Origin of the sequence: Streptomyces sp. NPDC007025 (genome assembly GCF_042869455.1) — a bacterium.
Taxonomy (GTDB): domain Bacteria; phylum Actinomycetota; class Actinomycetes; order Streptomycetales; family Streptomycetaceae; genus Streptomyces.
Genome location: NZ_JBIAFT010000010.1, coordinates 1 through 25268, shown reverse-complemented (window position 1 = coordinate 25268; position 25268 = coordinate 1). Strand labels below are relative to the sequence as shown.

Here is a 25268-nt window from a genome sequence, read left to right as displayed (position 1 = left end):
CCCTCCCCGCGGGGCATCGGAGACGTGGTGGGCGGTGCCAGGAGTCCGGGCACGGCCGGCCCCTCCGCGCGGACGCGACGCCGCGGATCAGCCCACGATGTCGTGTATCCAGTCGCGGTGCTCGGCGACGCTCGGGTAGATGTCGGGCGTCGTCCCGCAGTCACCCACGGCCCGGCTGGTGACACCGGCCAGCACCCAGCGTCCGTGCGCCCGCGTCAGCGCCGCCGCGCCCGAGTCGCCTCCGCAGGTACCGGCAGCGCCGTCCGGGTTGCCCGTGCAGAAGTCCCCCTCCCGGATGCCCCAGGCGTCCCCGTCCGCCGCTCCGGAGACGCACTCCGGCGTGTCGGGGGCGAGCACCGGCAGATCGACCTCGCGGAGCTCGACGGGCAGTTGCGAGGGGTCGTTGCCGGTCGCCTTCGTGTAGCCCCAGCCGGTCGCCTTGACGGTGTCCCCGGCGGCGGGGGTGCGGGCCGCCAGCGGTGCCGGCTTCTTCGAGACCGCGGAGGAGAGCTTGACCAGCGCCAGGTCGTGGGCGCTCCCCTCGTCCTCGTACGCCGTGTAGCCCGGGTGCACGACGAACTCCGCCACCCCGGCCACCGCACCGCCGGCGGTGCGGTCCAGGGAGCCGACCCGCACGTGGTACGCCTCCGGGTCGTTCGCCCCGTCCGTCGTGGTGACGCAGTGCGCCGCTGTCAGCACCCAGTCGGCCGCGACCAGCGTCCCGCCGCAGTAGTGGCCGTCGGGGTCGTCGCCGCGCTGCTTCTGCAGGGAGACGGCGAAGGAGTACTCCTCGGTCGACTCCCCGCCGCCGATGATCGTCGCGCCGGACCCGGAGCCGTCGCCGCCGCTCGCGTCCTGGGCCGCGTGCGCGGTCGTACCCGCCATCGCCAGGCCCAGCCCGAGCACGGAGGCGCACAATGTGCGGGCTGCCCTGCCGGCGCCGGGGAGGGTGCGCCGGTCCGGACGGCTTCCCGGAGCGTGCTTGCTGGTTGTGATGAGCATGTCCTCTTCTCCTGTTCGTCTGGGCGCCGGACCACCGGCCGGCGCCCGCCGCCCGCTGGTGGAGGAGCCCATCCCATCCGCTCAACTCAGCGTTGTCCATGGGGCGTTGGTGCCGCCCCCCCCGAGGTCTCCCCCGGACCGGTGTGTGCGCTCCCCGGGCCGGCACTCCGCCCGGCGGACCCGCCACCGCCCCACCGGCGCGGCCCCACGGATGCACCCACCCGCCCCTCGGGATAAAGTGCGGCGGACCGGCAACGGATGTTCGACGCGGTGACAGAGGGAGGTGAGAGGCATTTCCGCTCCGGCAGACCACGCGCTCTCGCCTCCCGGCGGACGGCCCCGCACCAGCTAGCGGAGACCGCCGCGGGCGACGGGAGCGCTCCAGCACTGGAAGGGCTTCCATGCACCACGCCACCCCGCGGGCCGAACTCACCCGGCGGCTGCGCGCCGCCGGCTGCGTCTTCGCCGAGGACGAGGCACGACTGCTGTCCGAGACCGCCCGCGACGCGGCCGCACTGGCCGAGATGACCGCCCGCCGGATCGCCGGACACCCCCTCGAACACGTCCTGGGCTGGGCCGAGTTCGCGGGCCTGCGGATCACCGTCGACCCGGGTGTCTTCGTCCCCCGCCGCCGCACCGAGTTCCTGGTGCGGCGCGCCGCCGCCGACGCGCCCCGCACGGGCGACCCCGTCCTGGTGGACCTGTGCTGCGGCACGGGCGCCGTCGGTGCGGCACTGCTCGCCGCCCTCGGCGGACGCGGCGAACTGCACGCCGCCGACCTCGACCCCGCCGCCGTACGGTGCGCCCGGCGCAACCTCCCGGTACCCGGCCGGCACGTCCACCGGGGCGACCTGTTCGCCGCGCTGCCCGACCGGCTGCGCGGCCGGATCGACGTGCTGACGGCCAACGTGCCCTACGTCCCCACCGCCGACATACCCCTCCTGCCGCCCGAGGCCCGCGACCACGAACCGCGGCCCGCACTGGACGGCGGACCCGACGGCCTGGCCCTGCTGCGGCGGGTCGCCGCGGCAGCCCCCGACTGGCTCGCCCCGGGCGGCACCCTGCTCACCGAGACCAGCTCCCGGCAGGCCGCCGCGGCCGCCCGCATCCTGGCCGACGCCGGACTGGAGGCCGCCGTCACCACCGACCCCGAACTGTCCGCCACCGTCCTGACGGCCCGCCGCCCCCGGTCCCGGTGACCCGGCGCAGGGCGCGCCGCCAGGCGGGAAGCGCCCGGGCGGCCGCCGCGTTGGACCGGGCATGGCGACTTCCATGCTGATCGGGGAACTGGCCGAGCGGACCGGCGTGAGCAAGCGCTCCCTGCGCTACTACGAGCAGCAGGGACTGCTCGCCTCCCGGCGCTCGGCCAGGGGCTGGCGGACCTACGAGGACAGTGCGGTCAACCGGGTGCGCAACGTGCGGGAACTGCTCGCCGCGGGCCTCGGCACCGAGGACATCCGCCAGGTGGCGCCCTGCCTGGACATGAAGACCGAGGCGTTCCTCACCTGCCGGTCCAGCCCTGCGGAGACGCTGGAGATGTACGAGCGGCGACTCGCCGCGCTGGAGGAGCAGGCGGCCGAACTCGACCGGTACCGGGCCCGGCTGGTGCAGCGGATCGCCCAGCTCCGCGCCGACGAGCCCGGTACAGCCCTGGCCGAACTCCTCCGCCGCGGTGCCGTCCGGAAGCCCGACGCCTGACCACCGGCCGTCCGGGCGCGGGACCCGGTCCCCGCCCGGACGGGTGCCCTGCCCCGCGGCCACGTCCCGGGCCGACCGTCCCGGGCCTCCGTCCCTGAGCGGCGTCTCCGGCTTGCAGGTGACACCGGTGTCACCACCTACCGTGCGCCGCATGAGTATCCCGACCGCGGCCGTCGGCCGGCTGCCGAGCTGGCTGCACATCCTCTTCCTCACCCTGGTGGCCACCGCCACCGACGAGTTCATCATCGCCGGACTCCTTCCCCGGATCGCCGACGACCTGGACGTCGGCGTCCCGGCGGCCGGTCAGCTGGTGACCGTCTTCGCCGTCGTCTACGCGCTCGGCGCCCCCACGCTGGCCGTGCTGTGCGAGCGTTTCGCGCGCCGTACGGTGACGGCGACCGGGCTCGCCCTCTTCGTCGCCGCCAACGTCGCGGCGGCGCTCGCGCCGGGCTACTGGTGGCTGCTGGCGGCCCGGGTGGCCGCCGCACTGTGCGCCGCCGTCGTCACCGCGGCCGCGTTCGCCACCGCTGCCGCCGGGGCGCCCCCGGGCGCGCAGGGCCGCTACCTCGGCTACGTCACCGCCGGTATGACGACGGCGCTGTTCACCGGCGTCCCCGTCGGCTCCTGGCTCGGCGGCGCATTCGGCTGGCGGGCCACCTTCTGGCTGATCGCCGCCGTGGGGGCCGTCGCTGCCCTCGGCCTACTGGCCACGGCACCGGCCGTGCCGGGCGCGGCACCCGCCCCGCTGCGCCGCCGGCTCGCGCCGCTGCGGCAGGCGGCGGTGCTGCGGGTGGTCGCCGTGACGTTCCTCGCCGCGAGCGGCGGACTGATGTTCTACACCTACCTGGGCAGCTACACGGCCGAGGTCGCCACCGGCTCCTACGGGCTGCTGTCCCTCCTGCTGCTGCTCGTCGGTGCGGCGGGGCTCGCCGGGGCGCTGCTCGCGGGCCGGGCCGCGGACGCCTGGGGACCCCGCCGCGGGCTGCTCCTGGTACTCGGCGGGCACGCGCTGACCCTCGGGGCCGCGGCGGTGGCGGCCTTCGCGGGCGGGGCCGGCGCGGCCGTGCTCGCCCTGGTGGTGGGCTGCTGGGCGGTCTTCGCCTGGGGCCTCAACCCGCCGGTGCAGGGCAGCGTCCTGGCGGCAGCCGGACCGGAGGCAGGGATGACGGCGCTGGCGCTGAACATCTCCGGCCTCTATCTGGGCACGGGCGTGGCCGGGGCCCTCGGCGGAGCCGTGATCGGCGCGGCCGGTGTCCGCTATGTACCCGTGGTGGCAGCGGCTCTGCTGCTGGGCGCGTTCGCCCTCGCGCTGCTGCCGGACCGGACGGGCCGGCAGCCGACCGGGCTCACCGGGTCGGCAACTGCCGCTGAGCCGAGTACAGCAGCGCGGTGATCGTCTCGGCGAAGCGTGCCCCGCACAGGTGCGCCTCGCCGGTGCGGGCCTCCCGCAGCAGGGCGTCCACGGCGCGGCCGAAGGCGGCGGCCGGGTCCTCCTCACGTACGGGCAACTCCGCCACGCCCGCGGCGCCCCGCACCTCGGCCGTGACACCGGCGGCGGCGGGCGGCACCGAGTGGCTCAGCGTGCAGGTGCTCGAGGCCCCGGAGTCGTGCCGCAGGGCGAGGTGCACGGTGTCGCCGAAACCGCCGGGTGCCGCCGTCACCTCGGCGACCGGTCCCAGCAGCGGCAGCAGCACGGACAGGGCGTGCGGCCCCACGTCCCACAGCGCGCCCTTCTCGCGCCGCCAAGGGGAGGCGGTGTACGGCGAGTCGGCGCCGCCGAAGACGGGGGAGAGCCAGTCGGCGCGCCCGACCAGCCATCCGTTCCCGGCGGGTGACCGGTCCCCGGCGCCGGAGGCCGACGGCGGTACGGCGGCCCCGCGCGTCGCCTGCTCGCGCAGCCAGCCGCCGGTCGGTTCGCTGAAGTGCAGCGTGAAGAAGACGACGCACCCCACCCCGGCCCGCTCCACCGCCTCGGCGACGCCGCGCGCCCCCTCGGGCGCGGTGGCGACGGGCTTGTCGAGCAGCAGATGGCAGCCCGCGTCGGCCGCGCGGCGCGCCAGCGGTGCCTGCACGTCCGGCGGCAGGGCCACCGCCACCGCGTCGCACGCCCCGAACAGCGCGTCCACGTCCTCGAACGGCCGGGTCGCGAGGCGCTCGGCCAGGGCCCGGGCCGGCTCGGCGCGGCGCCCCCAGACGCCGACCAGTTCCACTTCCTCGTGCGCGGCGAGCGCGGGTCCGTGCGTGCGTTCCGCCCAGGGACCGGTGCCCAGCAGTCCGAACTTCATACCGAGCAGCGTACGGGGGTGCGCCCCGCGGCGTCCCGCGCACCGCCCAGGACCGCCCAGGACCGCCCAGGACCGGCGCGGACCGGCGCGGAGACGGTCCGGGAGCGCCGCACCCGACGGCACCGCACGCCGCGCCCGCCCGCCGCGCAGGCGGCTCGCGAGCGGCGCGGATTGCCCCATCGGTGCCGATTATCGCCGCGGAGGCGTCGCCGCCCGGTGCGTCCCGTAGCCAGCGGTGCCGCGCGACGCGATCGTGACGCCGGTCGGGTGCGAGCGAGGGAGACGGGCGATGGCGGAGCTGTTCATCGACGGGGAGTGGCGGCAGGCCACCGCGGGCGGGCGCCGGGATGTGATCAATCCGTTCGACGCCTCCGTGCTCGCCACCGTCGACGAGGCCGACGCCACGGACGTCGACCTGGCCGTACGCGCCGCCAAGCGCGCCTTCGAGCGGGCCGACTGGTCCGCGGCGCCCACCCGGGTCCGCGCCGACGTGCTCTACCGGGTGTACGAACTGCTGCTGCGCGACCAGGAGGAGATCGCCCGCACCGAGACCCTCGACACCGGCAAGACCCTCACCGAGGCCCGGGTCGACATCGAGGACGTGGCGGGCGCCTTCCGCTACTTCGCGGAACTGGCCGGCAAGGACGGCGGCCGCGTGGTCGACGCCGGGCCCGACGTGCTCAGCCGTGTCGTGCACCAGCCGGTCGGCGTCTGCGCCCTGATCGCGCCGTGGAACTATCCGCTGCTCCAGGCGTCCTGGAAGGTCGCCCCCGCGCTGGCCGCGGGCAACACCTTCGTGCTCAAGCCCAGCGAGACGACACCGCTGTCCACCCTCGCCATGATCCGGCTGATCGCGGAGGCCGGGGCGCCGCCCGGGGTCGCCAACCTGGTGCTGGGCTCCGGTACGACGGTCGGCGCCGCCATGACCACCCATGCCGAGGTGGACCTGGTCTCCTTCACCGGCGGGCTGGCGACCGGACGGAAGATCATGGAGAGTGTCGCGCCCGGGGTGAAGAACCTGGCGCTGGAACTCGGCGGCAAGAACCCCAACGTGGTGTTCGCCGACGCGGACTTCGCCGCCGCCGTCGACTACGCGCTGAACGCCGCCTTCCTGCACTCGGGGCAGGTCTGCTCGGCCGGGTCGCGGCTGCTGGTGCAGGAGGACATCCACGACGAGTTCGTGGCGGCCCTGGGCGCACGGGCGAGCGCCATCCGGCTGGGCAGCGGCCTGGAGCCGATGACCGAGTCGGGCCCGCTCAGTTCCGCGGAGCACCGCGCGAAGGTGGAACGCTACCTGGAGATCGCCCGCGAGGAGGGCGCCCGGCTGGTCACCGGCGGGCGGCGGCCCGACGATCCCGAACTGGCCGACGGCTACTTCCTGCTGCCGACTGTCTACGCCGACTGCGACCGCTCGATGCGCATCGTCCAGGAGGAGGTGTTCGGCCCGGTCGTCACCGTCGAGCGGTTCCGCACCGAGGACGAGGCGGTGGAACTGGCCAACGACACCCGCTACGGGCTGGCCGGCGGGGTGTGGACGAGCGACGCGAGCCGCGCCCAGCGGGTGGCCAACCGGCTGCGGCACGGCACGGTCTGGATCAACGACTTCCACCCCTATGTGCCGCAGGCCGAGTGGGGCGGCTTCGGCCGCTCGGGCATCGGCCGTGAACTGGGCCCGACCGGGTTGCGCGAGTACCAGGAGGCCAAGCACATCTACCAGAACCTCTCACCGGCCCCCTCCGGCTGGTTCAAGGGCTGACGAAGCTGCGGAACACGACGGGGAGAAGAGGACCGGCATGAACGCGACGGACCAGAACGGCCAGGACACGGGCGAGCACGGCTACGACTACGTCATCGTCGGCGGCGGCACCGCGGGCTCCGTGCTGGCGGCCCGGCTGAGCGAGGACCCGGACTGCCGGGTGTGCGTCATCGAGGGCGGCCCCAGCGACGTCGGCGACGAGCGGGTGCTGCGGCTGCGCAACTGGATCAACCTGCTGGAGTCGGAGTACGACTACGGCTACACCACCACCGAACAGCCGCGCGGGAACTCGCACATCGTCCACTCCCGCGCCAAGGTGCTGGGCGGCTGCTCCTCGCACAACACGCTGATCAGCTTCCTGCCCTTCCCCCAGGACCTGGACGAGTGGGTGGGGATGGGGTGTGCGGGGTGGGACCCGATGACCGTGCTGCCCTACCGCAGACGGCTGCGGAACACCATCGTCCCCGTCGGCGAGAAGGACCGCAATCCGATCGCGCGGGACTTCGTGACCGCTGCCGCCGAGGCGCTGCACGTGCCCGTCGTCGAGGACTTCAACCGCCGCCCCTTCGCGGACGGCGCCGGATTCTTCTCGCTCGCCTACGACCCGGCCACCAACACCCGCTCCTCCGCGTCCGTCGCCTACCTCCACCCGGTCATGGACAAGCGGCCCAACCTCACGCTGAAGCTGCGGACCTGGGCCTACCGCCTGGAGCCCGACGAGGCGGGGCGGCTCACCCGGGTGCGGGTGCGGTACGCCGACGGCACCACCGGCACGGTCCGCGCCGAGCGGGAGCTGCTGCTGTGCGCGGGGGCCGTGGACACCCCGCGGCTGCTGCTGCTCTCCGGGATCGGCCCCGCCGACGAGCTGGCCGCGCTCGGCATCCGCGTGCGTGCCGACCTGCCGGGGGTGGGCGAGAACCTGCTCGACCACCCCGAATCGGTGATCGTCTGGGAGACGCACCAACCGCTGCCGCCGAACTCGGCGATGGACTCCGACGCCGGGCTGTTCGTCCGCCGCGACACCGCCCAGCCCCGCCCCGACCTGATGTGGCACTTCTACCAGGTGCCCTTCACCGTCAACACCGAACGCCTCGGCTACCCCACCCCTCCGCACGGGGTGTGCATGACGCCGAACGTGCCCCGGGCCCGCTCCGTCGGCAGGCTCTGGCTGCGCAGCGCCGACCCGGCGGCCCACCCGGCGCTGGACTTCCGCTACTTCACCGACCCCGAGGGCTACGACGAGCGGACCGTCGTCGACGGGCTGCGGCTGGCCCGCGAGGTGGCGAACACCGCACCGCTGCGCGACTGGCTCAAGCGCGAGATCGCGCCCGGACCCGGCGTGACCTCGGACGCGGAGCTGTCGGAGTACGGGCGGCGGGTCGCCCACACCGTCTACCACCCGGCCGGTACCTGCCGGATGGGCGCGGCCGACGACCCGACGGCCGTCGTCGACCCGCTGCTGCGGCTGCGCGGCCAGGAAGGGGTACGCGTGGTCGACGCCTCGGTCTTCCCCAGCATGCCCAGCATCAACCCCATGGTGACGGTGCTGCTGGTCGCCGAACGCGCCGCCGACCTGATCACCGGGCGGCCCGGCCCGCAGCCCGAGGGGGGCGAGCGCTGATGGGCGGAGCACCGCAGTCCGAGGCCGCCGCCGCGGGCGGGAACGGCGCACCCGGCTCGGAGTTCCGCAAGGAGATGGGACCGTGGGCGAACTTCGCCCTCGGCTTCACCTACCTCTCGCCCGTGGTGAGCACCTACACCCTCTTCGGCTCGGCCCTCGCCGAGGGCGGGCCGCCGATGATCTGGGCGTTCCTGCTGGCCGGCTGCGGACAGTTCCTGGTGTCACTGGTCTTCGGCGAGATCGTCGCCCAGTTCCCCATCGCGGGCGGCGTCTACCCGTGGGCGCGGCGGCTGTGGGGGATGCGCTGGGCGTGGATGACCGGCTGGGTCTACATGTGGGCGCTGCTGGTGACGATCACCAGTGTGGCCTACGGCGCCGGCCCCTACATCGCGATCCTGTTCGGCTTCGGCGCCAGCGTGCACAACACGGTGATCTGCACCGTCGTCCTCATCGTCGTCGCCGCGCTCATCAACTACGCGGGCACCAAGGCGCTGTCGCTGGCGGCGCTGATCGGCTTCAGCGCCGAGTTGGTCGGCGCGCTCATCGTCGGCGTCTATCTGCTGGTCACCCACCGCGAACACGGCCTCGGCGTCATCTTCGACACCTACGGCACCCAGGGCGACGGCTCCTACGCGCCGGTCTTCCTGGCCGCCGCCATCATCGGCTTCTACCAGTACTACGGGTTCGAGGCGTGCGGCGACACCGCCGAGGAGGTCGCCCACCCGGGCCTGGTCATCCCCAAGGCGATGCGCCGCACCATCTACGTCGGCGGCGCCGCGGCCACCTTCACCTGTGGCTCGCTGCTGTTGTCCGTCACCGACTACGGCGCGGTGATCTCCGGCGAGGACTCCGACCCGGTGGTCAACGTCCTCTTCGACGCCATGGGAGAGGCCGGGGCGCGGCTGGTGATGGCCGTCGTCCTCATCTCCTTCCTCTCCTGCACCATCAGTCTGCAAGCGGCAGCGGGCCGCCTCATCTACTCCTACGCCCGCGACCGGATGGTCGTCGGCCACAAGCTGCTGCGGCGCTTCTCGCACAAGCGGGCCGTACCCGAGGTGGCGCTGCTGGTGGCCGCCGTCATCCCCGGACTGATCGCCTTCGGCTCGCTGGTCTCCGAGAACGCCCTCACCAAGATCGTGTCGTTCGCGATCCTCGGCATCTACGGCTCGTTCCAGATGGTCGTCCTCGCGGCGCTGCGGGCCCGGCTGAAGGGCTGGCGCGCCACCGGCGAGTTCACCCTCGGCCGCTGGGGCCTGCTGGTCAACGGCGCGGCGCTGGCCTACGGCATCTTCGCCATCGTCAACATCTGCTGGGCCCGCACTCCCGAGGAGCCCTGGTACTCCAACTACATCGTGCTGCTCAGCGGCGGAGTGGTCGTCGCCGCCGGGTTGGTGTACATGTTCACCACCCACCACTACGGGCGCGGCGACGCCCCGTCGGGCGACGCGGTGCCCCAGCCCCGGCACGCGGCACGCTGAGCGCGGCGGCGGCGCCCCGCGGAGATCCGCGGAGCGCCGCCGTCCGGCCGGGCCGGGCCGGCTACCCGATGCGCTCGGGGGGCCGCTCGCCGGAGCGGCGCCCGGGGTGCCCGCCGGGCCCGGCTCCCCAGGCCTCCTGCGGTGCGGCGGACGCGGCCGCGCCGGTCGCCTGACGGCCGAACCCGTCGTCGACGTCGAACCCGTCGGGCCCGACGGTCCCCTCGCTCCCGCCGTCCCCGTGCGCCAGGTGCGGCAGCCCGCGCAGCGCGCGCGGCAGATACCAGCTGCGCTCGCCCAGCAGCATCAGCACCGCCGGCAGCAGCACCATCCGCACGACGGTCGCGTCCAGCAGCACGGCCACCGAGAGCCCGACGCCCATCTGCTTCATGTCCTGCATCGACAGCGTCGCGAAGACCGCGAAGACCGCGACCATGATGAGCGCGGCACCGGTCACCGCCGAGGCCGTGGCCCGGATCCCGTCGCCGATGGCGTCGCGGGTGCTCATGCCCCGGTCCCTGGCCTCGCGGATCCGGGAGACCACGAAGACGTGGTAGTCCATCGACAGGCCGAAGAGGACGACCAGCACGAACAGCGGCATCCACGACTCGATGGCACCCACCGCCTCGGTGCCGAACAGCGAGGCCCCCCAGCCGTGCTGGAAGACCGCCGTCATCACGCCGTAGGCGGCGCCCACCGACAGCAGGTTGAGGACGATCGAGGCGAGCGCGACGGGCACCGAGCGGAAGCAGACCAGCATCAGCAGGAACGTGACGGTGGTGATGAAGACCAGCACCGGCACGATGCCCTCCTTCAACTGGTCCTTGAAGTCCTCCGATCCGGCCAGCTCCCCGGCCGTGTAGACCTGCCCGTCGGCGGCGACCGGGCCCAGCGTGTCCGGGACGATCCGCTCGCGCAGCACCTTCAGCGCGGCCAGCGACGTCGCGTCGGTGCCGTCGCCCGCCAGCGGGACGTCGATGACGGCGACGTCCTGCCCGGCGTGCACCGCCGTCTCCACGCCGCGTCCGAAGTGTCCGCTGTCGCCGCGGACCGTGCGGGTGAACTCCGCCAGTGCCGCGCGGGTCCTCGGCGCGTCCACGTCGTCGGCCTTGAGGACGACCCGGGCCGGAGCCGGGCCGCCGGGGAACCGCTCGCCGATCTTCTCCGCGTCGATCCGCAGCCCGGCGTCCTTCGGCATCTGCTTGTCCAGCGGAAGCTGCTCGGTCCTCATCCCCAGTGCCGGGGCCGCCAGCGCCAGCATCGCCATGGCGGCGAGCACCGCGCACACCCCCGGGGCCGCCAGCACCGGGCGCAGCAGCGCACCGGAGATCCGGCCCGCCGGCCTGCGCCGCCCGGCCGCCCGCTCCCGCTTGCGGCCGCCCAGGAAGGGGACCTTGCCCTTCTCGACGCGGTCGCCCAGCCAGGACAGCAGCGCGGGCAGGATCGTCACGGAGCCCAGCATCGCGATGCAGACGACCAGGATCGTGGCCACGGCGAAGCCCTTGAACAACAGCAGCCCGGAGAAGAACATGCCCGCCATCGCCACCATCACCGTCAGGCCCGACACCAGCACGGCACGGCCGCTGGTGGCGGCGGCGATCCGCAGCGCGGTTTCCGGATCCCGCCCTGCGGCCCGCTCGTCCCGTTCCCGCCGCAGGTAGAAGAGGCAGTAGTCGACCCCGACCGCGAGGCCCATCAGCAGCATCACCGAGTTGGTCGTCTCGTCGATGTGCAGCGCGCCGGAGAGCAGCGCCAGGATGCCGTTCGCGGCGAGGAACGCCGTCAGCGCGAGCGCCACCGGCAGCAGCGCGGCCACCAGCGCCCCGAAGGCCACCAGCAGGATGCCCAGGGCCAGCGGGACGGCCGTCCACTCGGCCTTGGCGAAGTCGTCGCCCAGGATTCCGTTCAGCCACTTCATGGCGCTGGCCTCGCCGTACTGCCGGATCTCGACGCCGTCGCCGCGGTGCGCGTCGCGGACCCGGTCCACGGCGCCGAGCACCTTGTCGATCGGCTCCTCGTCGGCGCCGTCCGTCTCGTCCCGCATCCGGAAGCCGATCAGGCCCGCGCGGTCGTCGGCGGCCGGTACCGGCTCGCGGACGTGCGCGACCTCACCGGTCGCGCGGACGGCGCGGGCGACCTCGTCAGCGGCCGCCCGCCATCCGCCCTTGTCCGGGCTGGTGACCATCACCGACTCGGCCGGCGGCTCGTCGATCCCGGCGTCCTCCAGGATGGCGGTCGCCCGTGCCGAGTCCCGCACGGACTGCTCGCTGTCGGTCGGTTCGGTCAGCCCGGCCATCCCGCCCAGCGCGGTGGCGAGGACGACGAAGAGCAGCCAGCCGATCACCGCCGATCTGCGGTGCCGGACGCTCCAGTCCGCAAGCCGCGCGGCCGCTCCCCGTGGGACCGGCCGGGCGGCACCTCCCGGAGGGCTGCTGGGTGTGGTCGCTCTGCGCATGGGTGCTCCCCGTCTCGTCGATGCTGCGCCGATGGGCCCCGAAGCGGCCGCCGAACCTGTCCGCGCCGGGCAGGAACGACGCTAGGAACGCCGGGCGGCCGCCCACAGCCGCCGAGCCCCCGTACCGCGGAGCCGGAAGGAGACCCCGGTGGTGGTGCTAGGTGCACCCCCGGGAAGGCGGCCCGGGCCCGTGCCGGCGGGCCCGCGGCGACGCAGACTGGAGCCGTGCCAGGACGCCGGCACCGGGCCCGCTCCGTGGGCGGCGGGTACCGGCGGACGAGACGTAAGAGGCTTGAGGGACGTGCGAGGAAGGCGGGGACCAGCGGTGACCGGAGTCGGACGGTGGACATGAGCGGGGCGGTCGAGGCCCGGGCGGCGGCGGGGCGTCCGGACGAGGGGCGGCCCGGAGCCGCACCCCGGGGAAGGCGGGCGGGCGGCCCGACGGGCGCGGCGCTGCTGGCTGCCGGGCGCGGCCTCGTCCTGATGGCACTCTCCCTCGGCGTCTCGCTGGCCCTGTTCGTGATGACGCTGGTGTCGCTGGTGCTGACGCTGCTCGGCATCGGAGCGGCCAGCACCCCGTGGCTCCTGCACGTCGTGCGCGTGCACGCCGACCAGCGCCGGGCGCTCGCCGGGGAATGGGCGGGCCTGGACATCGCCGGCCCCTACCGGCCGCTGCCGCCCGGCCCGCACGGCCTCGCCGGGCACGTCGAGCGCTGCGTACTGATGCTCAAGGACCCCGCCACCTGGCGGGACCTGTGCTGGCTGTTCACCGACGCCGTCGCCGGCTTCGTCCTCGCCCTGCTGCCGACCGCACTGATCGGCTACGGCCTGGAGGGCTGGGTGATGTTCGCGGGCGTGTGGCGGGCCGTCGCGGGCGACTACTGGTACGGCTTCATCCACCTGGACACCTTCGGCGACGCGGCGCTGTGCGCGGTCCTCGGCAGCGCCCTGCTGGTGCTGGCCCGCTACGTCAACCCGCACCTGATCACCGCGCACTTCCGGCTGGCCGGTGGACTGCTGGCCCCCACCCGCGGCGCCCGGCTGTCCCGGCGCGTCGAGCAGCTGTACGAGACGCGGCACGACGCGGTGGACACCTCGGCGGCCGAACTGCGCCGCATCGAGCGGGACCTGCACGACGGCGCGCAGGCCCGGCTGGTCGCCATGGGCATGAGCCTGGGCACCATCGAGGCGCTCGTCGAGCAGGACCCCGGAAAGGCCAAGCAGCTCCTCGGCCAGGCCCGGGCCTCCTCGGCGGAGGCGCTGACCGAACTGCGCGACCTGGTGCGCGGCATCCACCCGCCGGTGCTCGCCGAGCGGGGGCTGGGCGACGCGGCCGAAGCCCTCGCGCTGCGGACGCAGGTACCGGTCGTGACCGACATCGAGCTGCCCGGCCGGTTCGCCGAACCGGTCGAGTCGGCGGCGTACTTCGCGGTCAGCGAGGTCCTCACCAACGCGGTCAAGCATGCGCAGGCCGACCGCATCTGGCTGGACATCCACTACTCCTACGAAGCGGGCGGCATGCTGCGGATGTCCGTCACCGACGACGGACAGGGCGGCGCCGACGCCTCGAAGGGGTCGGGGATCACCGGAATCGAGCGCCGGCTGGGCCCCTTCGACGGCATCGTGGCCGTCAGCAGCCCGCCCGGCGGCCCCACCATGGTCACCCTGGAGATCCCCTGCCGCCCGGTGCACCGGGCCTGAGCCCGGCGCTGCTCCCGCCCCGGTTCCGGGGCGCGCGCCTGGTGGTCCGCCGGCCGCGCCGCCTCCCGGACCGGTCCGAGCCCGGCGACTCCCGGCCGGTTCCGGGTCCGGACGCGGGCCCGTGTCCGGAGCCGGCGTTCAGGCCGCCGGCTCCGGGCCGGACCACAGTTCGCGGGCCAGCGCCGCCAGCTCCCGGACGGCCCGCGGCACCGAGCGGGTGGCATGCCGGACGAAGAAGACGTCCAGCACCGGCCGGTGCTCCCAGGCCAGGGCGGCCAGTTCGCCGCGGGCGATCTCCCCGTCCACCGAGGAGGCCGGCGCGGCCCCCACTCCCAGTCCCGCCGCCGCGCAGCGCCGCAGCGCCTCCAGGCTGAAGAACTCGACCGTGGGCGGGCACAGCCCCGCCCGGCTCAGTTCGCGCTCCATCACCACCCGCTGCACACATCCCGGCTCCAGCAGCAGTACCGTCTCCCCGGCCAGCTCCTCCGTCGCGACCCGCCGCTTCCCGGCCAGCGGATGCTCCGGCCGGGCCACCAGCCGGAGGGGCTCGCGCCGCATCCGCTCGGCCACCACCCCGGGCGCGGTGACCGCCTCCTCCTGGAGGAACCCCGCGTCGATCGTCCCCTCGGCCAGCGCGTCCAGCAGGGGACCGCGTCCCGCGGGCCGGAAGGCCAGATGCAGCCGGGGGAAGCGGGTGCGCATGGCGCGCAGCACCGGCGGCAGATGGTGCGCGCACAGACTCTCCGGCGCCGCCATCCGCAGCGTGCCCCGCATCCGGTCCGGATCCTCGCCCGCGCCGCGTACGGCGTCCCGTGCCTGCTCGGCCCGGCCGAGGAGCACCCGCGCATGCTCGCACAGCTCCCGGCCCGATTCGGTCAGCGCCACCCGCCGCCCCGGGCGCTCGAACAGCGCCACCCCCAACTCCGTCTCCAGTGACTTGACATGTGCCGTGACGCTGGACTGCACATACCCCAACTCCCTGGCCGCGCGGGTGAAGTGGAGGTGGCGGGCCACGACCAGGAAGGTCTCCAGATGCTTCAGCTCCATGGCTGTCGAGGCTAACTCCACGCATCGGCAATGCCGATGCATCTGATCGGGAACGTTCGTTGGACTCGATGAGTACCGGCGTTCTACAACTCGTTCATGAGCACTCTCCCCTCCCGCCGCCCCCACCGGACGCGGCCGAGTTCCCCCGACCGCCGCTCCGCTGCGGCCGCGGTCGCAGCCGGAGCCCCGTCCGGTCCCGCGTCCGGGACGTCCGCCGCGTCCGGGGGCGCCGCCGCGCCCGGGCTGGCGAGCCGCGACTTCCTCCTCCTGCTCGCCGCCACCTTCGCCGTCTTCGGCAGCGCCACCCCGATGCTCTCGATCGTCCCGCTGTGGGCCGAGCACGGCGGAAGCGGACACGGTGGAGCGGGTGCGACGACTGCCGTGCACATGGCGACGACGGTGGCGACGCAGCTCACCACCGGCCGCATCCTGCGCCGCATACCGGCGTCCTGGGTGCTGGGCGGGGGCGCGCTGCTGATCGGCCTGCCCTGCCTGGGGTACCCGCTCACCTCGGCACTCCCGTGGACGGTGGCGGTCTCGGCTCTCCGCGGGACGGGTTTCGGCCTGGTCACCGTCGCGGGCAGCGCACTCGCCGCCCGCCTGGCCGGCCCGGGCCAGCGCGGCAGGGCGCTGGGCTGGTACGGCGTCGCCGTGGGGCTCCCGGCCGCGACGCTGGTCCCCGCGGCGGTGTGGGCGGTGGCGGAGTTCGGCTTCGTCCCGGTCTTCGCGGTCTCCGCCGCACTGGGGACGCTCGGTGCTCCGCTCGGCGCCGCGGTCCTCGCCGGCCACGGCCCCTCCCGCGGCCGCCGCCGGGCACGCACCGCCGGACCGGGCACCGCGGAGGCGGGCACCTCCGTACCGGAGGCCCGGAGCGCCCGCACCGCGACGTCCCCTACCGATACGGCGCCGGGCACCCGGAGCGGACCGGGCCCGCTGCGCGGGCTGCCCGTACGCCTGCTGGCGGCGCCCGTTCTGCTGCTGCTGGCGTCCGTGTGCGCGCTGGGCAGCCTGATGTCCTTCCTCCCGCTCGCACTCGCGCCCCAGGCGGCGCCGGCCGCGCTGCTCACGCTCTCCGCCGCGCTGACCATCGGCCGCTGGGCCGCGGGGGAGTGGAGCGACCGGCGCGGCGGCACCGGGCGCTTCATGGCACCCTGCGCGGCCCTGTGCGCGCTGGCGACAGCGGCGTTCGCCGTCGTCGGGGGTGGCCCCGCGGCGCCGGAGGGCGGCGGCGCCGCGGCAGGCACGGTCGCGGCGGTGGCGGCGGCCCTCGTCTTCGGGCTGGGCATGGGCGCGCTGCAGAACGACACGCTCGTGGCGATGTTCCACCGGACCGGACCCGAGCGCCACGCAGCGATCAGCGCCGCCTGGAACATGACCTTCGACTCGGCCTACGGCGCCGGCGCACTGCTGACCGGCGCCGTGGCCCAGGCCTTCTCCCTCAGCCTGCCCGCGACCTTCGGCGTCCTCGCCGCCCTGACGGCCGCCGTCCTCCCCGTGGCGGCCGCGCTCCGGCTCCGGGCCTCACACCATCGCTGAGACCTTCTCCCGGTACTGCCGTACCGCCGCCGCGTCCCGGTAGGGCTCCAGCCGCCGCTCGAAGTCCCGTACGTACTCGTGCGCCCGCACCGACCGCATCTCCGCGGCCTGGTGCGCGGCCTCGGCGGCCAGCCCGCACGCCTGCTCGATCTCGCCCAGGCCCAGCCGCGCCGAGGCCAGCACCACCCGGCAGAACAGCCGGCTGCGGGCGAACCCGGCGCCGCGCAACTGGAGCGACCGCTCCGCGTGCTGCGCCGCGGCGCGGTACTGCTGCAGATCCCGGTGGCAGTGCCCGAGCTCGTCGGCGAGCTGCGCCTCGTCGAAGAACCGCGCCCAGCCGGGCACGTCCTCGCTCGGCCGGGCCGCCTCCAGTGCCCGCTCGGCGCGGGCCAGCGACGCCGTGCAGGCCCGCACCTCGCCCAGCACCCCGTGCCCGCGCGCCTCGGCCGCGTGCAGCAGCGCCTGGACCACCGGCGGCACCGAGGTCCCCACGCCCTGCTGCGCCACCCGGGCCAGCTGCACCGCCTCCCGCCCGTGCCCCAGATAGACGGCCTGCCTGCTCATCGTCACCAGCACATAGCTGCCGAAGGCGCGGTCGCCCGCGGCCTGCGTCAGGCGCAGCGCCTGCACGAAGTAGCGCTGAGCCAGCCCGTGCGCGGCGATGTCGTAGGAGGTCCAGCCCGCCAGCCGGGTCAGGTCGGCCGCGGCGGCGAAGAGCCGTCTGCCGAGCTGTTCGCCGTAGACGCCGCGCAGCATCGGCTCCGCCTCGTGCTCCAGATACCGCACCAGCGCCTGCCGCGCGTGCCCGCCGCCGTAGGCGTGGTCCAGGGCCCGGAAGAGTTCGCACACCGAGCGCAGCGCCGCCACGTCGCCTCCCGAGACCCGCTGACCCGGACCGCGCTCCACCCGTTCCAGCCGGGCCGCCGCCAGCGACGGCGCTCTGCTCGCCATCCCGATGCCGCCGCCGACCCGGGTCTGGGCCGGAACCCGCAGCCCGCCACCGGGACCCGCGCCGCCCGGCCTGGCAGCCGCGGCGCCGAGCCCGTGCCCGGAGCCCGCACCGTGCCCGGAGCCCTGCCCGCGGGACGCGCCCAGGGCGGCGCCGACCCCGGACGCGCCGATCCCGGCCGCGGCAGGGCCCGCCGAGCCGCCGCCGGCACCGCCGCCGCCCGGTCCCGGCGGCCCGCCGGGACCGCCCGGGCTCTCCGGCTCCGGCCCGCGGGCCACCCGCTCGTCGGCGCGGCCGATCAGCCAGTCCCGGCTCGGCACCACGAGCCCTGCCGGGGTGAACGCGATCTTGCGCAGCTCGGCGTGGCTGCCGGAGTCCTTGCGCCACAGCCCGCTGACGATGTCCACCGCCTCGGCGGGGGACGCCGCGAACTCCAGCCCGGCGTACACGGGCGCACAGGCGTCGAGTCCGAGATCCTGCGCCGTCAGCCGCCGCCCCAGGCGCCGGGTGAAGACCTCGGCGATCAGCGCGGGCGTGGTGCCCCTGGGCTGCTGGCCGCGCAGCCACCGGGTCACCGATGTCTTGTCGTAGCGCAGGTCGAGGCCGTGTTCGAGGCCGAGCTGGTCCACCCGCCTGGCCAGGCCCGCGTTGGAGAAGCCGGCTTCCGCGATCAGGGCGGCGAGCTGGCGGTTGGGGATGCGCTGCTGGGAGGACGGTGCCGCGTCGGCCACGGTTTCCCCAGGTCGTTCCATCGTCATCAGGTATGCGGTCTCCTGCCCTCACGGCTTGGATCAGACGCCGGGGCGCCCTGCTGGAACGGCGCGAATGTAACGGCCCCCCGTACGGCGTTCGCCTCCTTCGTCGTGCATTCATCCGTACGTGTGAGTAGGCGACCACCTGCGGGGACGGTCCGCGGCGGCCGTAGAGTGGCGGGGGGCGCGCGTGTGGAGCAGCCCGCCACCCCGGGTGCGCGCAGCGGGCTTACGAAGGAGAGAAGGCATGGGAGACTCCCGGCCGACGGGTCCGGCGGACGGCGAACTGCGCTTCGTCCACCTCGGATTCGGCGAGAACGCCGTCGACTACCTGGACGCCTGGCAGGAGCAGAAGCGGGTGCACGCCGCGCGCTTCGCCGACGAGGTGCCCGACACCTGCCTGATGCTCGAGCATCCCCCGGTCTACACGGCCGGACGGCGTACCGAGGACAGCGAGCGCCCGCTCGACGGCACCCCGGTCGTGGACGTCGACCGCGGTGGCAAGATCACCTGGCACGGCCCCGGGCAGCTGGTCGGCTACCCGATCCTGAAGCTGCCGCGCCCCGTCGACGTCGTCGCGCACGTGCGCCGCCTCGAGGAGGCCATGATCCGCGCCTGCGCCGAGCTCGGCCTGGAGACCACGCGGGTGGAGGGCCGCAGCGGCGTGTGGGTCCTGGGCGAGGACCTCGGCCGGGCCGCCGGTCCGTCCGCCGCCTCCGGCCTGGCCCTGGACTTCGATCCGCGGCTCGGCCAGGACGGCCGGCCGCCGGTTCCGGAGGACTACGACCCGCGCCTGATGGGCCCCGAGTACGCCCCCTCCAACGCGGGCCAGCGGGGCGAGGACCGGAAGCTGGCACAGATCGGCATCCGCGTCGCCAAGGGCGTGACCATGCACGGCTTTGCCCTGAACTGCGACCCGGACACGACCGGTTTCGACCGGATCGTCCCCTGCGGCATCCGCGACGCGGGCGTCTCCTCGCTCTCCCAGGAGCTGGGCAGGAATGTCCCGGTCGCCGAGGTGCTTCCCCTCATGGAGAAGCACCTGCGCGAGGTGCTGGAGTCCGCCACACCGATGCCCCGGGCGGTCTGAGCCCGCTCGGGGTCCGGGCCGCGTCCACCGGCCGGCCCGCGTGCGGGCCGATGAGATTTCCCGGGCTCCGGCCCGTGCGCAAGCAGTGAACCGCAGGCGTAGGCTGAGAGCCGCCGCTGAATCGAAAGTACGTAGGGAGCCGGACGTGTCCGCTGTCGCACCCGACGGTCGCAAGATGCTCCGCCTGGAGGTCCGCAACAGCCAGACCCCCATCGAGCGCAAGCCCGAGTGGATCAAGACCCGGGCGAAAATGGGCCCCGAGTACAACGCCCTCCAGAGCCTGGTCAAGAGCGAGGGGCTGCACACGGTCTGCCAGGAGGCGGGCTGTCCCAACATCTTCGAGTGCTGGGAGGACCGCGAGGCGACCTTCCTGATCGGTGGCGAGCAGTGCACCCGCCGCTGCGACTTCTGCCAGATCGACACCGGCAAGCCCGCCGAACTCGACCGGGACGAGCCCCGCCGGGTCGCCGAGTCGGTCCGCACCATGGAGCTCCGGTACGCGACGATCACCGGCGTGGCCCGCGACGACCTCGACGACGGCGGCGCCTGGCTCTACGCCGAGACCGTGCGCCAGATCCACGGCATGATGCCCGACACCGGTGTCGAGCTGCTGATCCCCGACTTCAACGCCGAACCCGACCAGCTGGCCGAGGTCTTCTCCTCCCGTCCCGAGGTGCTGGCGCACAACGTCGAGACGGTGCCGCGGATCTTCAAGCGCATCCGCCCCGGCTTCCGCTACGAGCGGTCTCTGGAGGTCCTCACCCGCGCCCGCGAGGCCGGGCTGGTCGTCAAGTCCAACCTGATCCTGGGCCTGGGCGAGACCCGCGAGGAGATCAGCGAGGCCCTGCGGGACCTGCACGAGGCCGGTACCGAGCTGATCACCATCACCCAGTACCTGCGTCCCTCCCCGCGCCACCACCCCGTCGAGCGCTGGGTCAAGCCGCAGGAGTTCGTCGAGCTGAAGGACGAGGCCGACGCCATCGGGTACGCGGGCGTCATGTCCGGACCGCTGGTCCGCTCCTCCTACCGCGCCGGACGCCTGTACCAGCAGGCGGTCGAGGCCCGGCGCGCCGGAACGACGTCGGCCGCCTGAGCGGCCTCCGGGACCGCTCCGGTCGCTCATGGGCGGGGCCTCGCCCATGAGCGACCCCGGGTGGCCGGATCCGGGCGGCTCGACCCGTGCGGCGAAGCGGAATTCGGGCTTCATCAACGTGAGCTTCGCCGCACAGGCTTTCGTGGACTTTGACCCTCCGGTCATCGCCTGGTAACACCAATGCGTAACGCTGAAACCACGTACCGCGCACACACGGCCCGTACGGCCGTGCGAGGCGCCCGGTTCAGACGGATGTGACGGAGGGGACGACAGTGCGGACCACCCTGTGGGCACTGGAAGGTCTGGAACACCTTTTCTTCGGCAACGGGCAGCGCGTCGCCCGGCGCAACGCATGGACAGCGGTCCTGGAGGACCGCCGCCGGGCCCGGGCCCGGCACGAGGCGGAGACCGTGCTGGAGGCGGCCTCGGACCGCCGGGCACTGCTGACGTCCCGGGGCTGACCCTCGCGGGTCCACCACCGTCCCGGCCCGCGGGTCCGCGCCGGCGGGCATGGTCCGCGGGTTCGCCCCGCGGCATCCGGCCGTCCCCGGGCCTGTCCGGGGCCTGTCCGGGGGTGAACCGAGCCTCCCGTCCGGGCTCCGACCGGGCCGGTCCCGGTCGCCGGGCCCGGTAGCCCCGGCCGCGCAGCACCCCGCCCGCGCTGCCACGTAAACTGCCCCGCATGGCGAGGAAGGACAACACCGAGAATCCTGGGCGGCTCAAGCAGATCGCCCAGACGTACAAGATGACCCGGCGCGTGGACCGGAAGATCGGTTGGATCCTGGCCGGCGTGGGGCTTGTCACCTTCGGTGTACTCCTCGCGGTCGGCTTTCTGATCGGTCACCCGGTCTACCTGGGGATCGTCGGCGTGCTGCTGGGCCTGCTGGCCTGCGCGATCATCTTCGGGCGCCGCGCTGAGCGGGCCGCGTTCGGACAGATGGAGGGCCAGCCGGGAGCGGCGGCCGCCGTACTGGAGAACATCGGCCGCGGCTGGCAGGTCACCCCGGCCGTGGCGATGAACCGCAGCCAGGACGTGGTACACCGGGCGGTCGGCAAGGCGGGCATCGTCCTGGTCGGCGAGGGCAACCCGAACCGGCTGCGCGGCCTGCTGGCGTCCGAGAAGAAGAAGATGAGCCGCGTCGTCGGCGACGTACCGGTCCACACTCTCGTCGTCGGCAACGACGAGGGCCAGGTCGAGCTGAAGAAGCTCCGGGTCAGGATCATGAAGCTGCCCCGCACGCTCCAGGGCTCCGAGGTCACCCAGATCAACGACCGCCTCCGTGCGCTCGGCGACCTCATGAGCAACATGCCCATCCCGAAGGGTCCGATGCCCAAGGGCATGAAGCTCCCCAAGGGCCCGCAGGGCCGCTAGCGGCGTTCCGCGCGATCGCACGGGGGCGGCAGCCAAGAGGCAGCGGCAGGGGGCGGGGCTCCGAAGAGGGGCTCCGCCCCCTGCCCCCTCCTCATGCCCGGTGCTACGAGGAGACGAGGAGTGTCGCGATCCTCATGCCGGGCGCGGGGAGGCGCGCGCGGTCCTCATGCCCGGCGCGGGGACGGGCCCGCGGTCCTCATGCCCGGTGCGGGGACGGCCGCGAACGGTTCAGGCCCGCACCTGGACCGAGCCCGAGAGGCGGTCGTGCAGTCCGCGGTTGTCGCGGTCCCAGACGAGCGCCGGCACGGCGAGGCCGAGCAGCACCGTACGTACCGCAGTTCGCCACACCGGCAGCCTCTCCAGTCCGTCCAGCGCGACCACACGCAGCCCCAGCAGCCGCTTCCCGGGGGTGGCGCCGACCGTGCCGACGGTCAGCAGGCTCATGACGAGGAAGACGACGAGCGTCCAGTTGTTGGTGGCCTCCAGGCGGCGTCCCGCGAGCAGCCCGAACGCGATGAGGGCCGAGAGCGCCCAGTCGATGAAGAGCGCACCGATCCTCCGGCCGACCGGCGCGATCGAGCCGGGGCCCTCGGCGGGGAGCCCGAGCTGCTTGCCGCGGTAGCCGAAATCGGCGCCCATCTCCTCCGCGGCGGCCCGCGGTCCGGACAGCCATGACCCGATTGCTTCCCTGTTGTCCACCCGGCAACGGTATCGCGCCGCCTTCCCCGCGGACCGGCCCCGTCCGGCGACCGGCCCGCTGGGTGAACGGGGGACTGGGCGACGAACCCGGGCGACCGGAGGGGGCGACGGTCCCGGGCGGGCGGCGACAGCTCGTACGCCGTACGATGATCACCGTACGGTGTACATCTCCGCCGGTGCCCGCGCCCCGGATCCCCCGAGGGGCCGGCTCCGCGAGCCCACCATCTGGCGTCGAACGCCTCCCCGGGCTCCTCCCCGGGCAAACGGTTCGCAAGACCCGCGCAAACCGACCGTAACAGTCGTACTCCGCACGGTTAACCGGTACCGGCCCCGGCTGGTGGTTAACATCAGCGAAACAGTTGAGTCATGCTGGAGAAATGGCCCCTGCCTAATGTCGGCCACCAGGCGTGCGGAGCCCTCGTGCCCGCACCCGGAGCCGGAGCAAGCCCGTCCCGACGCGGCGGGACTAGGAGGATGGATGTTCCAGAACGCCGACGAGGCCAAGAAGTACATCGCGGACAACGACGTCAAATTCATCGACGTCCGTTTCTGCGACCTGCCCGGCGTCATGCAGCACTTCGCCGTTCCCGCGGAGTCCTTCGACCCGGCCGAGAGCCTGATGTTCGACGGCTCCTCGATCCGCGGATTCCAGGCCATCCACGAGTCCGACATGGCGCTGGTGCCGGACCTGTCCACCGCGCGGCTGGACCCGTTCCGCTCCGAGAAGCACCTCAACATCAACTTCTTCATCCACGACCCGATCACCGGCGAGCAGTACAGCCGTGACCCGCGGAACGTGGCCAAGAAGGCCGAGGCGTACCTCGCCTCCTCCGGGATCGCCGACACGGCGTTCTTCGGCCCGGAGGCGGAGTTCTACGTGTTCGACAGCGCCCGCTTCGAGACCACCGCGAACCGCTCCTTCTACGAGATCGACTCCGAGGCGGGAGCCTGGAACACCGGCGCCCTTGAGGACGGCGGCAACCGCGGCTACAAGGTCCGCTACAAGGGCGGCTACTTCCCGGCCCCGCCCGTCGACCACTTCGCCGACCTCCGTGCCGAGATCTCCCTCGAGCTGACCCGCGCCGGACTCCAGGTCGAGCGCCAGCACCACGAGGTGGGCACCGCGGGCCAGGCGGAGATCAACTACAAGTTCAACACGCTGCTGGCCGCGGCCGACGACCTGATGCTGTTCAAGTACATCGTCAAGAACACCGCCTGGCGCAACGGCAAGACCGCCACCTTCATGCCCAAGCCGATCTTCGGCGACAACGGCTCCGGCATGCACGTCCACCAGTCCCTGTGGTCGGGCGGCAACCCCCTCTTCTACGACGAGCAGGGCTACGCGGGCCTCTCGGACACCGCCCGCTACTACATCGGCGGCATCCTGCGCCACGCCCCCTCACTGCTGGCCTTCACCAACCCGACGGTGAACTCCTACCACCGCCTGGTCCCCGGCTTCGAGGCCCCGGTCAACCTCGTCTACTCGCAGCGCAACCGCTCGGCCGCGATGCGGATCCCGATCACCGGCTCCAACCCCAAGGCCAAGCGCGTCGAGTTCCGCGCCCCGGACCCCTCGTCCAACCCGTACCTGGCCTTCTCCGCGCTGATGCTGGCCGGCCTGGACGGCATCAAGAACAAGATCGAGCCCGCCGAGCCGATCGACAAGGACCTCTACGAGCTCGCCCCCGAAGAGCACGCCGACGTCGCCCAGGTCCCCACCTCGCTCCCGGCCGTCCTGGACGCCCTGGAGGCCGACAACGAGTACCTCCAGGCCGGCGGCGTCTTCACCGCCGACCTGATCGAGACCTGGATCGACTACAAGCGCACCAACGAGATCGCCCCCATGCAGCTCCGCCCCCACCCGCACGAGTTCGAGCTGTACTTCGACCTCTGAGGAGCGGGGTCGGGCCTATCTGGGCCGGGGCCCTGGAAATCTGCTGCGGCCTGCGGGAACAGTGCTTTCTGTTTCTCATTGGTTCCGGCTGATTTCCGGGCTCTTGTGCACCGGGTGTGCACCGGCCGGTTGATTCTCTGACGTGACGTCAGGACAGATGTGAGGGCCGCCGTCCCTGCCCGGGATGGCGGCCCTTGTCGTCGGCTCGGCCACCGTCGGCCCGCATCATGGATGTCAAGGCCGGTACTCGCTGTGCGGGATGGCGAGGGACCACAGGGCATCGCGGAGCGCGACGGCCTCAGCGATGCACTTGGGGCCGTCGATGATCTCGTGTCCCGTCACCCGTCCGGCCATGGTGTGTCCCACCGTCAGGAGGCGGTCGTCCATGAGCCACCAGTCCTTCCCGCCGAACGGGAAGACCAGATCGTCGGGAACGGTGTGACGGGGGAGCCAGCGGATGTCCTCGCCGGCCTCCAGGTTGCGGGGAGTGGTGCGGTGCTCCCACCGGATGTACGGCGTGTGGGGGTGGGAGACGATGCGGACGCGTCGAACGACCTTCCCCTCGCCCGTCAGCCGCTTGACCATCTGCGTCCACGGCTTCATGAACGCGTAGTCCACCGGCTCGTCGCGGAGCCAGCTCTCGAACGGTCCGTCCTCGTCGGGCACCGAATAGTCGTCCCGCAGTTCCAGGTGGAACGCGTCGTGCTCACAGGTCTCAATGAGCAGGTTGCGTTCGACGCCGGTGATCACTGAGGTTGAACTCGTGGTGTCGCCTCCGGTCAGGGGCTGATGGCGAGACCGGTCTCGGCGAGGCAGCCGTCGATGAGCCGGGGTCGGTACTGG

General features: G+C 73.6%; 20 protein-coding genes. 13 read left to right on the top strand and 7 right to left on the bottom strand.

The features are described from left to right. Positions 1 to 87 precede the first annotated feature (87 nt). Entirely contained in the window at positions 88 to 1002 is a 915-nt protein-coding gene (locus tag ACFYMO_RS20050) for a serine protease (RefSeq protein WP_366770564.1), read from the bottom strand. Between the two features lie 401 nt (positions 1003 to 1403). Here ACFYMO_RS20050 and ACFYMO_RS20045 point away from each other — a divergent pair, with 401 nt between their 5' ends. The 3 genes from ACFYMO_RS20045 (at position 1404) to ACFYMO_RS20035 (ending at position 4093) form a co-directional block, all read left to right on the top strand. Further along, positions 1404 to 2201 (top strand): putative protein N(5)-glutamine methyltransferase, encoded by a 798-nt coding sequence (locus ACFYMO_RS20045; protein WP_366770563.1) that lies wholly within the window; start codon positions 1404 to 1406, stop codon positions 2199 to 2201. Positions 2202 to 2262: 61 nt separating this feature from the next. Continuing rightward, positions 2263 to 2700 (top strand): MerR family transcriptional regulator, encoded by a 438-nt coding sequence (locus tag ACFYMO_RS20040; RefSeq protein ID WP_366770562.1) that lies wholly within the window; start codon positions 2263 to 2265, stop codon positions 2698 to 2700. Between the two features lie 151 nt (positions 2701 to 2851). Further along, complete coding sequence (locus ACFYMO_RS20035) at positions 2852 to 4093, top strand: MFS transporter (protein WP_366770561.1); 1242 nt, start codon at positions 2852 to 2854, stop codon at positions 4091 to 4093. Here ACFYMO_RS20035 and ACFYMO_RS20030 read toward each other — a convergent pair. Further along, complete coding sequence (locus tag ACFYMO_RS20030) at positions 4047 to 4985, bottom strand: Gfo/Idh/MocA family protein (protein ID WP_388547783.1); 939 nt, start codon at positions 4983 to 4985, stop codon at positions 4047 to 4049. The genes ACFYMO_RS20035 and ACFYMO_RS20030 overlap by 47 nt on opposite strands. A 289-nt stretch (positions 4986 to 5274) precedes the next feature. Between ACFYMO_RS20030 and ACFYMO_RS20025 the strand changes: the two genes are divergently transcribed. Genes ACFYMO_RS20025 through ACFYMO_RS20015 form a run of 3 tightly spaced genes read left to right on the top strand, consistent with a single transcriptional unit; the run spans position 5275 to position 9840 of the window. Further along, positions 5275 to 6741 (top strand): aldehyde dehydrogenase family protein, encoded by a 1467-nt coding sequence (locus ACFYMO_RS20025; protein ID WP_366770559.1) that lies wholly within the window; start codon positions 5275 to 5277, stop codon positions 6739 to 6741. A gap of 37 nt (positions 6742 to 6778) precedes the next feature. Continuing rightward, a complete protein-coding gene (locus ACFYMO_RS20020) occupies positions 6779 to 8362 on the top strand; it encodes a GMC family oxidoreductase (protein ID WP_388547780.1) in 1584 nt (527 codons plus the stop codon). Continuing rightward, the gene (locus ACFYMO_RS20015) at positions 8362 to 9840 is read left to right on the top strand and encodes an APC family permease (protein WP_366770557.1); all 1479 of its coding nucleotides are present in this window, start codon (positions 8362 to 8364) and stop codon (positions 9838 to 9840) included. The genes ACFYMO_RS20020 and ACFYMO_RS20015 overlap by 1 nt, the downstream gene beginning before the upstream one ends. Before the next feature lie 61 nt (positions 9841 to 9901). Here the strand turns inward: ACFYMO_RS20015 and ACFYMO_RS20010 are convergent, their stop codons facing one another. Next, entirely contained in the window at positions 9902 to 12292 is a 2391-nt protein-coding gene (locus ACFYMO_RS20010; protein ID WP_366770556.1) for an MMPL family transporter, read from the bottom strand. A 342-nt stretch (positions 12293 to 12634) separates the two neighbouring features. Here ACFYMO_RS20010 and ACFYMO_RS20005 point away from each other — a divergent pair, with 342 nt between their 5' ends. Next, positions 12635 to 13993, top strand: coding sequence for a sensor domain-containing protein (locus ACFYMO_RS20005; RefSeq protein ID WP_366770555.1), 1359 nt, complete (start codon positions 12635 to 12637; stop codon positions 13991 to 13993). A 138-nt stretch (positions 13994 to 14131) separates the two neighbouring features. Here ACFYMO_RS20005 and ACFYMO_RS20000 read toward each other — a convergent pair whose 3' ends face one another. Beyond that, positions 14132 to 15040 (bottom strand): LysR family transcriptional regulator, encoded by a 909-nt coding sequence (locus ACFYMO_RS20000; RefSeq protein WP_366770554.1) that lies wholly within the window; start codon positions 15038 to 15040, stop codon positions 14132 to 14134. Positions 15041 to 15136: 96 nt separating this feature from the next. Between ACFYMO_RS20000 and ACFYMO_RS19995 the strand changes: the two genes are divergently transcribed. Next, positions 15137 to 16576, top strand: a complete 1440-nt coding sequence (locus tag ACFYMO_RS19995) for an MFS transporter (RefSeq protein WP_388547775.1) — start codon at positions 15137 to 15139, stop codon at positions 16574 to 16576. On the opposite strand, the gene ACFYMO_RS19990 is transcribed toward ACFYMO_RS19995, so the two are convergent. Continuing rightward, positions 16562 to 18283, bottom strand: coding sequence for a regulator (locus ACFYMO_RS19990; RefSeq protein WP_388547772.1), 1722 nt, complete (start codon positions 18281 to 18283; stop codon positions 16562 to 16564). The two genes, ACFYMO_RS19995 and ACFYMO_RS19990, sit on opposite strands and share 15 nt — an antisense overlap. Before the next feature lie 241 nt (positions 18284 to 18524). Here ACFYMO_RS19990 and lipB point away from each other — a divergent pair, with 241 nt between their 5' ends. From lipB to ACFYMO_RS19970, 4 genes are all read left to right on the top strand, one after another. Next, entirely contained in the window at positions 18525 to 19367 is an 843-nt protein-coding gene (lipB, locus tag ACFYMO_RS19985) for a lipoyl(octanoyl) transferase LipB (RefSeq protein ID WP_366770551.1), read from the top strand. A gap of 145 nt (positions 19368 to 19512) precedes the next feature. Further along, on the top strand, positions 19513 to 20460 hold the full coding sequence (gene lipA, locus ACFYMO_RS19980; RefSeq protein ID WP_019358757.1) for a lipoyl synthase: 948 nt from the start codon (positions 19513 to 19515) through the stop codon (positions 20458 to 20460). Between the two features lie 272 nt (positions 20461 to 20732). Further along, positions 20733 to 20921 carry a hypothetical protein gene (locus ACFYMO_RS19975; protein ID WP_019358756.1) on the top strand — a complete coding sequence of 63 codons (189 nt, stop codon included), beginning with the start codon at positions 20733 to 20735 and terminating at the stop codon, positions 20919 to 20921. Positions 20922 to 21142: 221 nt separating this feature from the next. Further along, positions 21143 to 21832, top strand: coding sequence for a DUF4191 domain-containing protein (locus ACFYMO_RS19970; RefSeq protein WP_074998397.1), 690 nt, complete (start codon positions 21143 to 21145; stop codon positions 21830 to 21832). Positions 21833 to 22060: 228 nt separating this feature from the next. Here the strand turns inward: ACFYMO_RS19970 and ACFYMO_RS19965 are convergent, their stop codons facing one another. Beyond that, positions 22061 to 22531 (bottom strand): RDD family protein, encoded by a 471-nt coding sequence (locus ACFYMO_RS19965; RefSeq protein ID WP_366770550.1) that lies wholly within the window; start codon positions 22529 to 22531, stop codon positions 22061 to 22063. Positions 22532 to 23009: 478 nt separating this feature from the next. Here ACFYMO_RS19965 and glnA point away from each other — a divergent pair, with 478 nt between their 5' ends. After that, a complete protein-coding gene (gene glnA / locus ACFYMO_RS19960) occupies positions 23010 to 24425 on the top strand; it encodes a type I glutamate--ammonia ligase (protein ID WP_360295256.1) in 1416 nt (471 codons plus the stop codon). Between the two features lie 234 nt (positions 24426 to 24659). On the opposite strand, the gene ACFYMO_RS19955 is transcribed toward glnA, so the two are convergent. Then, positions 24660 to 25175, bottom strand: coding sequence for a DUF6879 family protein (locus tag ACFYMO_RS19955; RefSeq protein WP_366770549.1), 516 nt, complete (start codon positions 25173 to 25175; stop codon positions 24660 to 24662). Between the last annotated feature and the right edge of the window lie 93 nt (positions 25176 to 25268).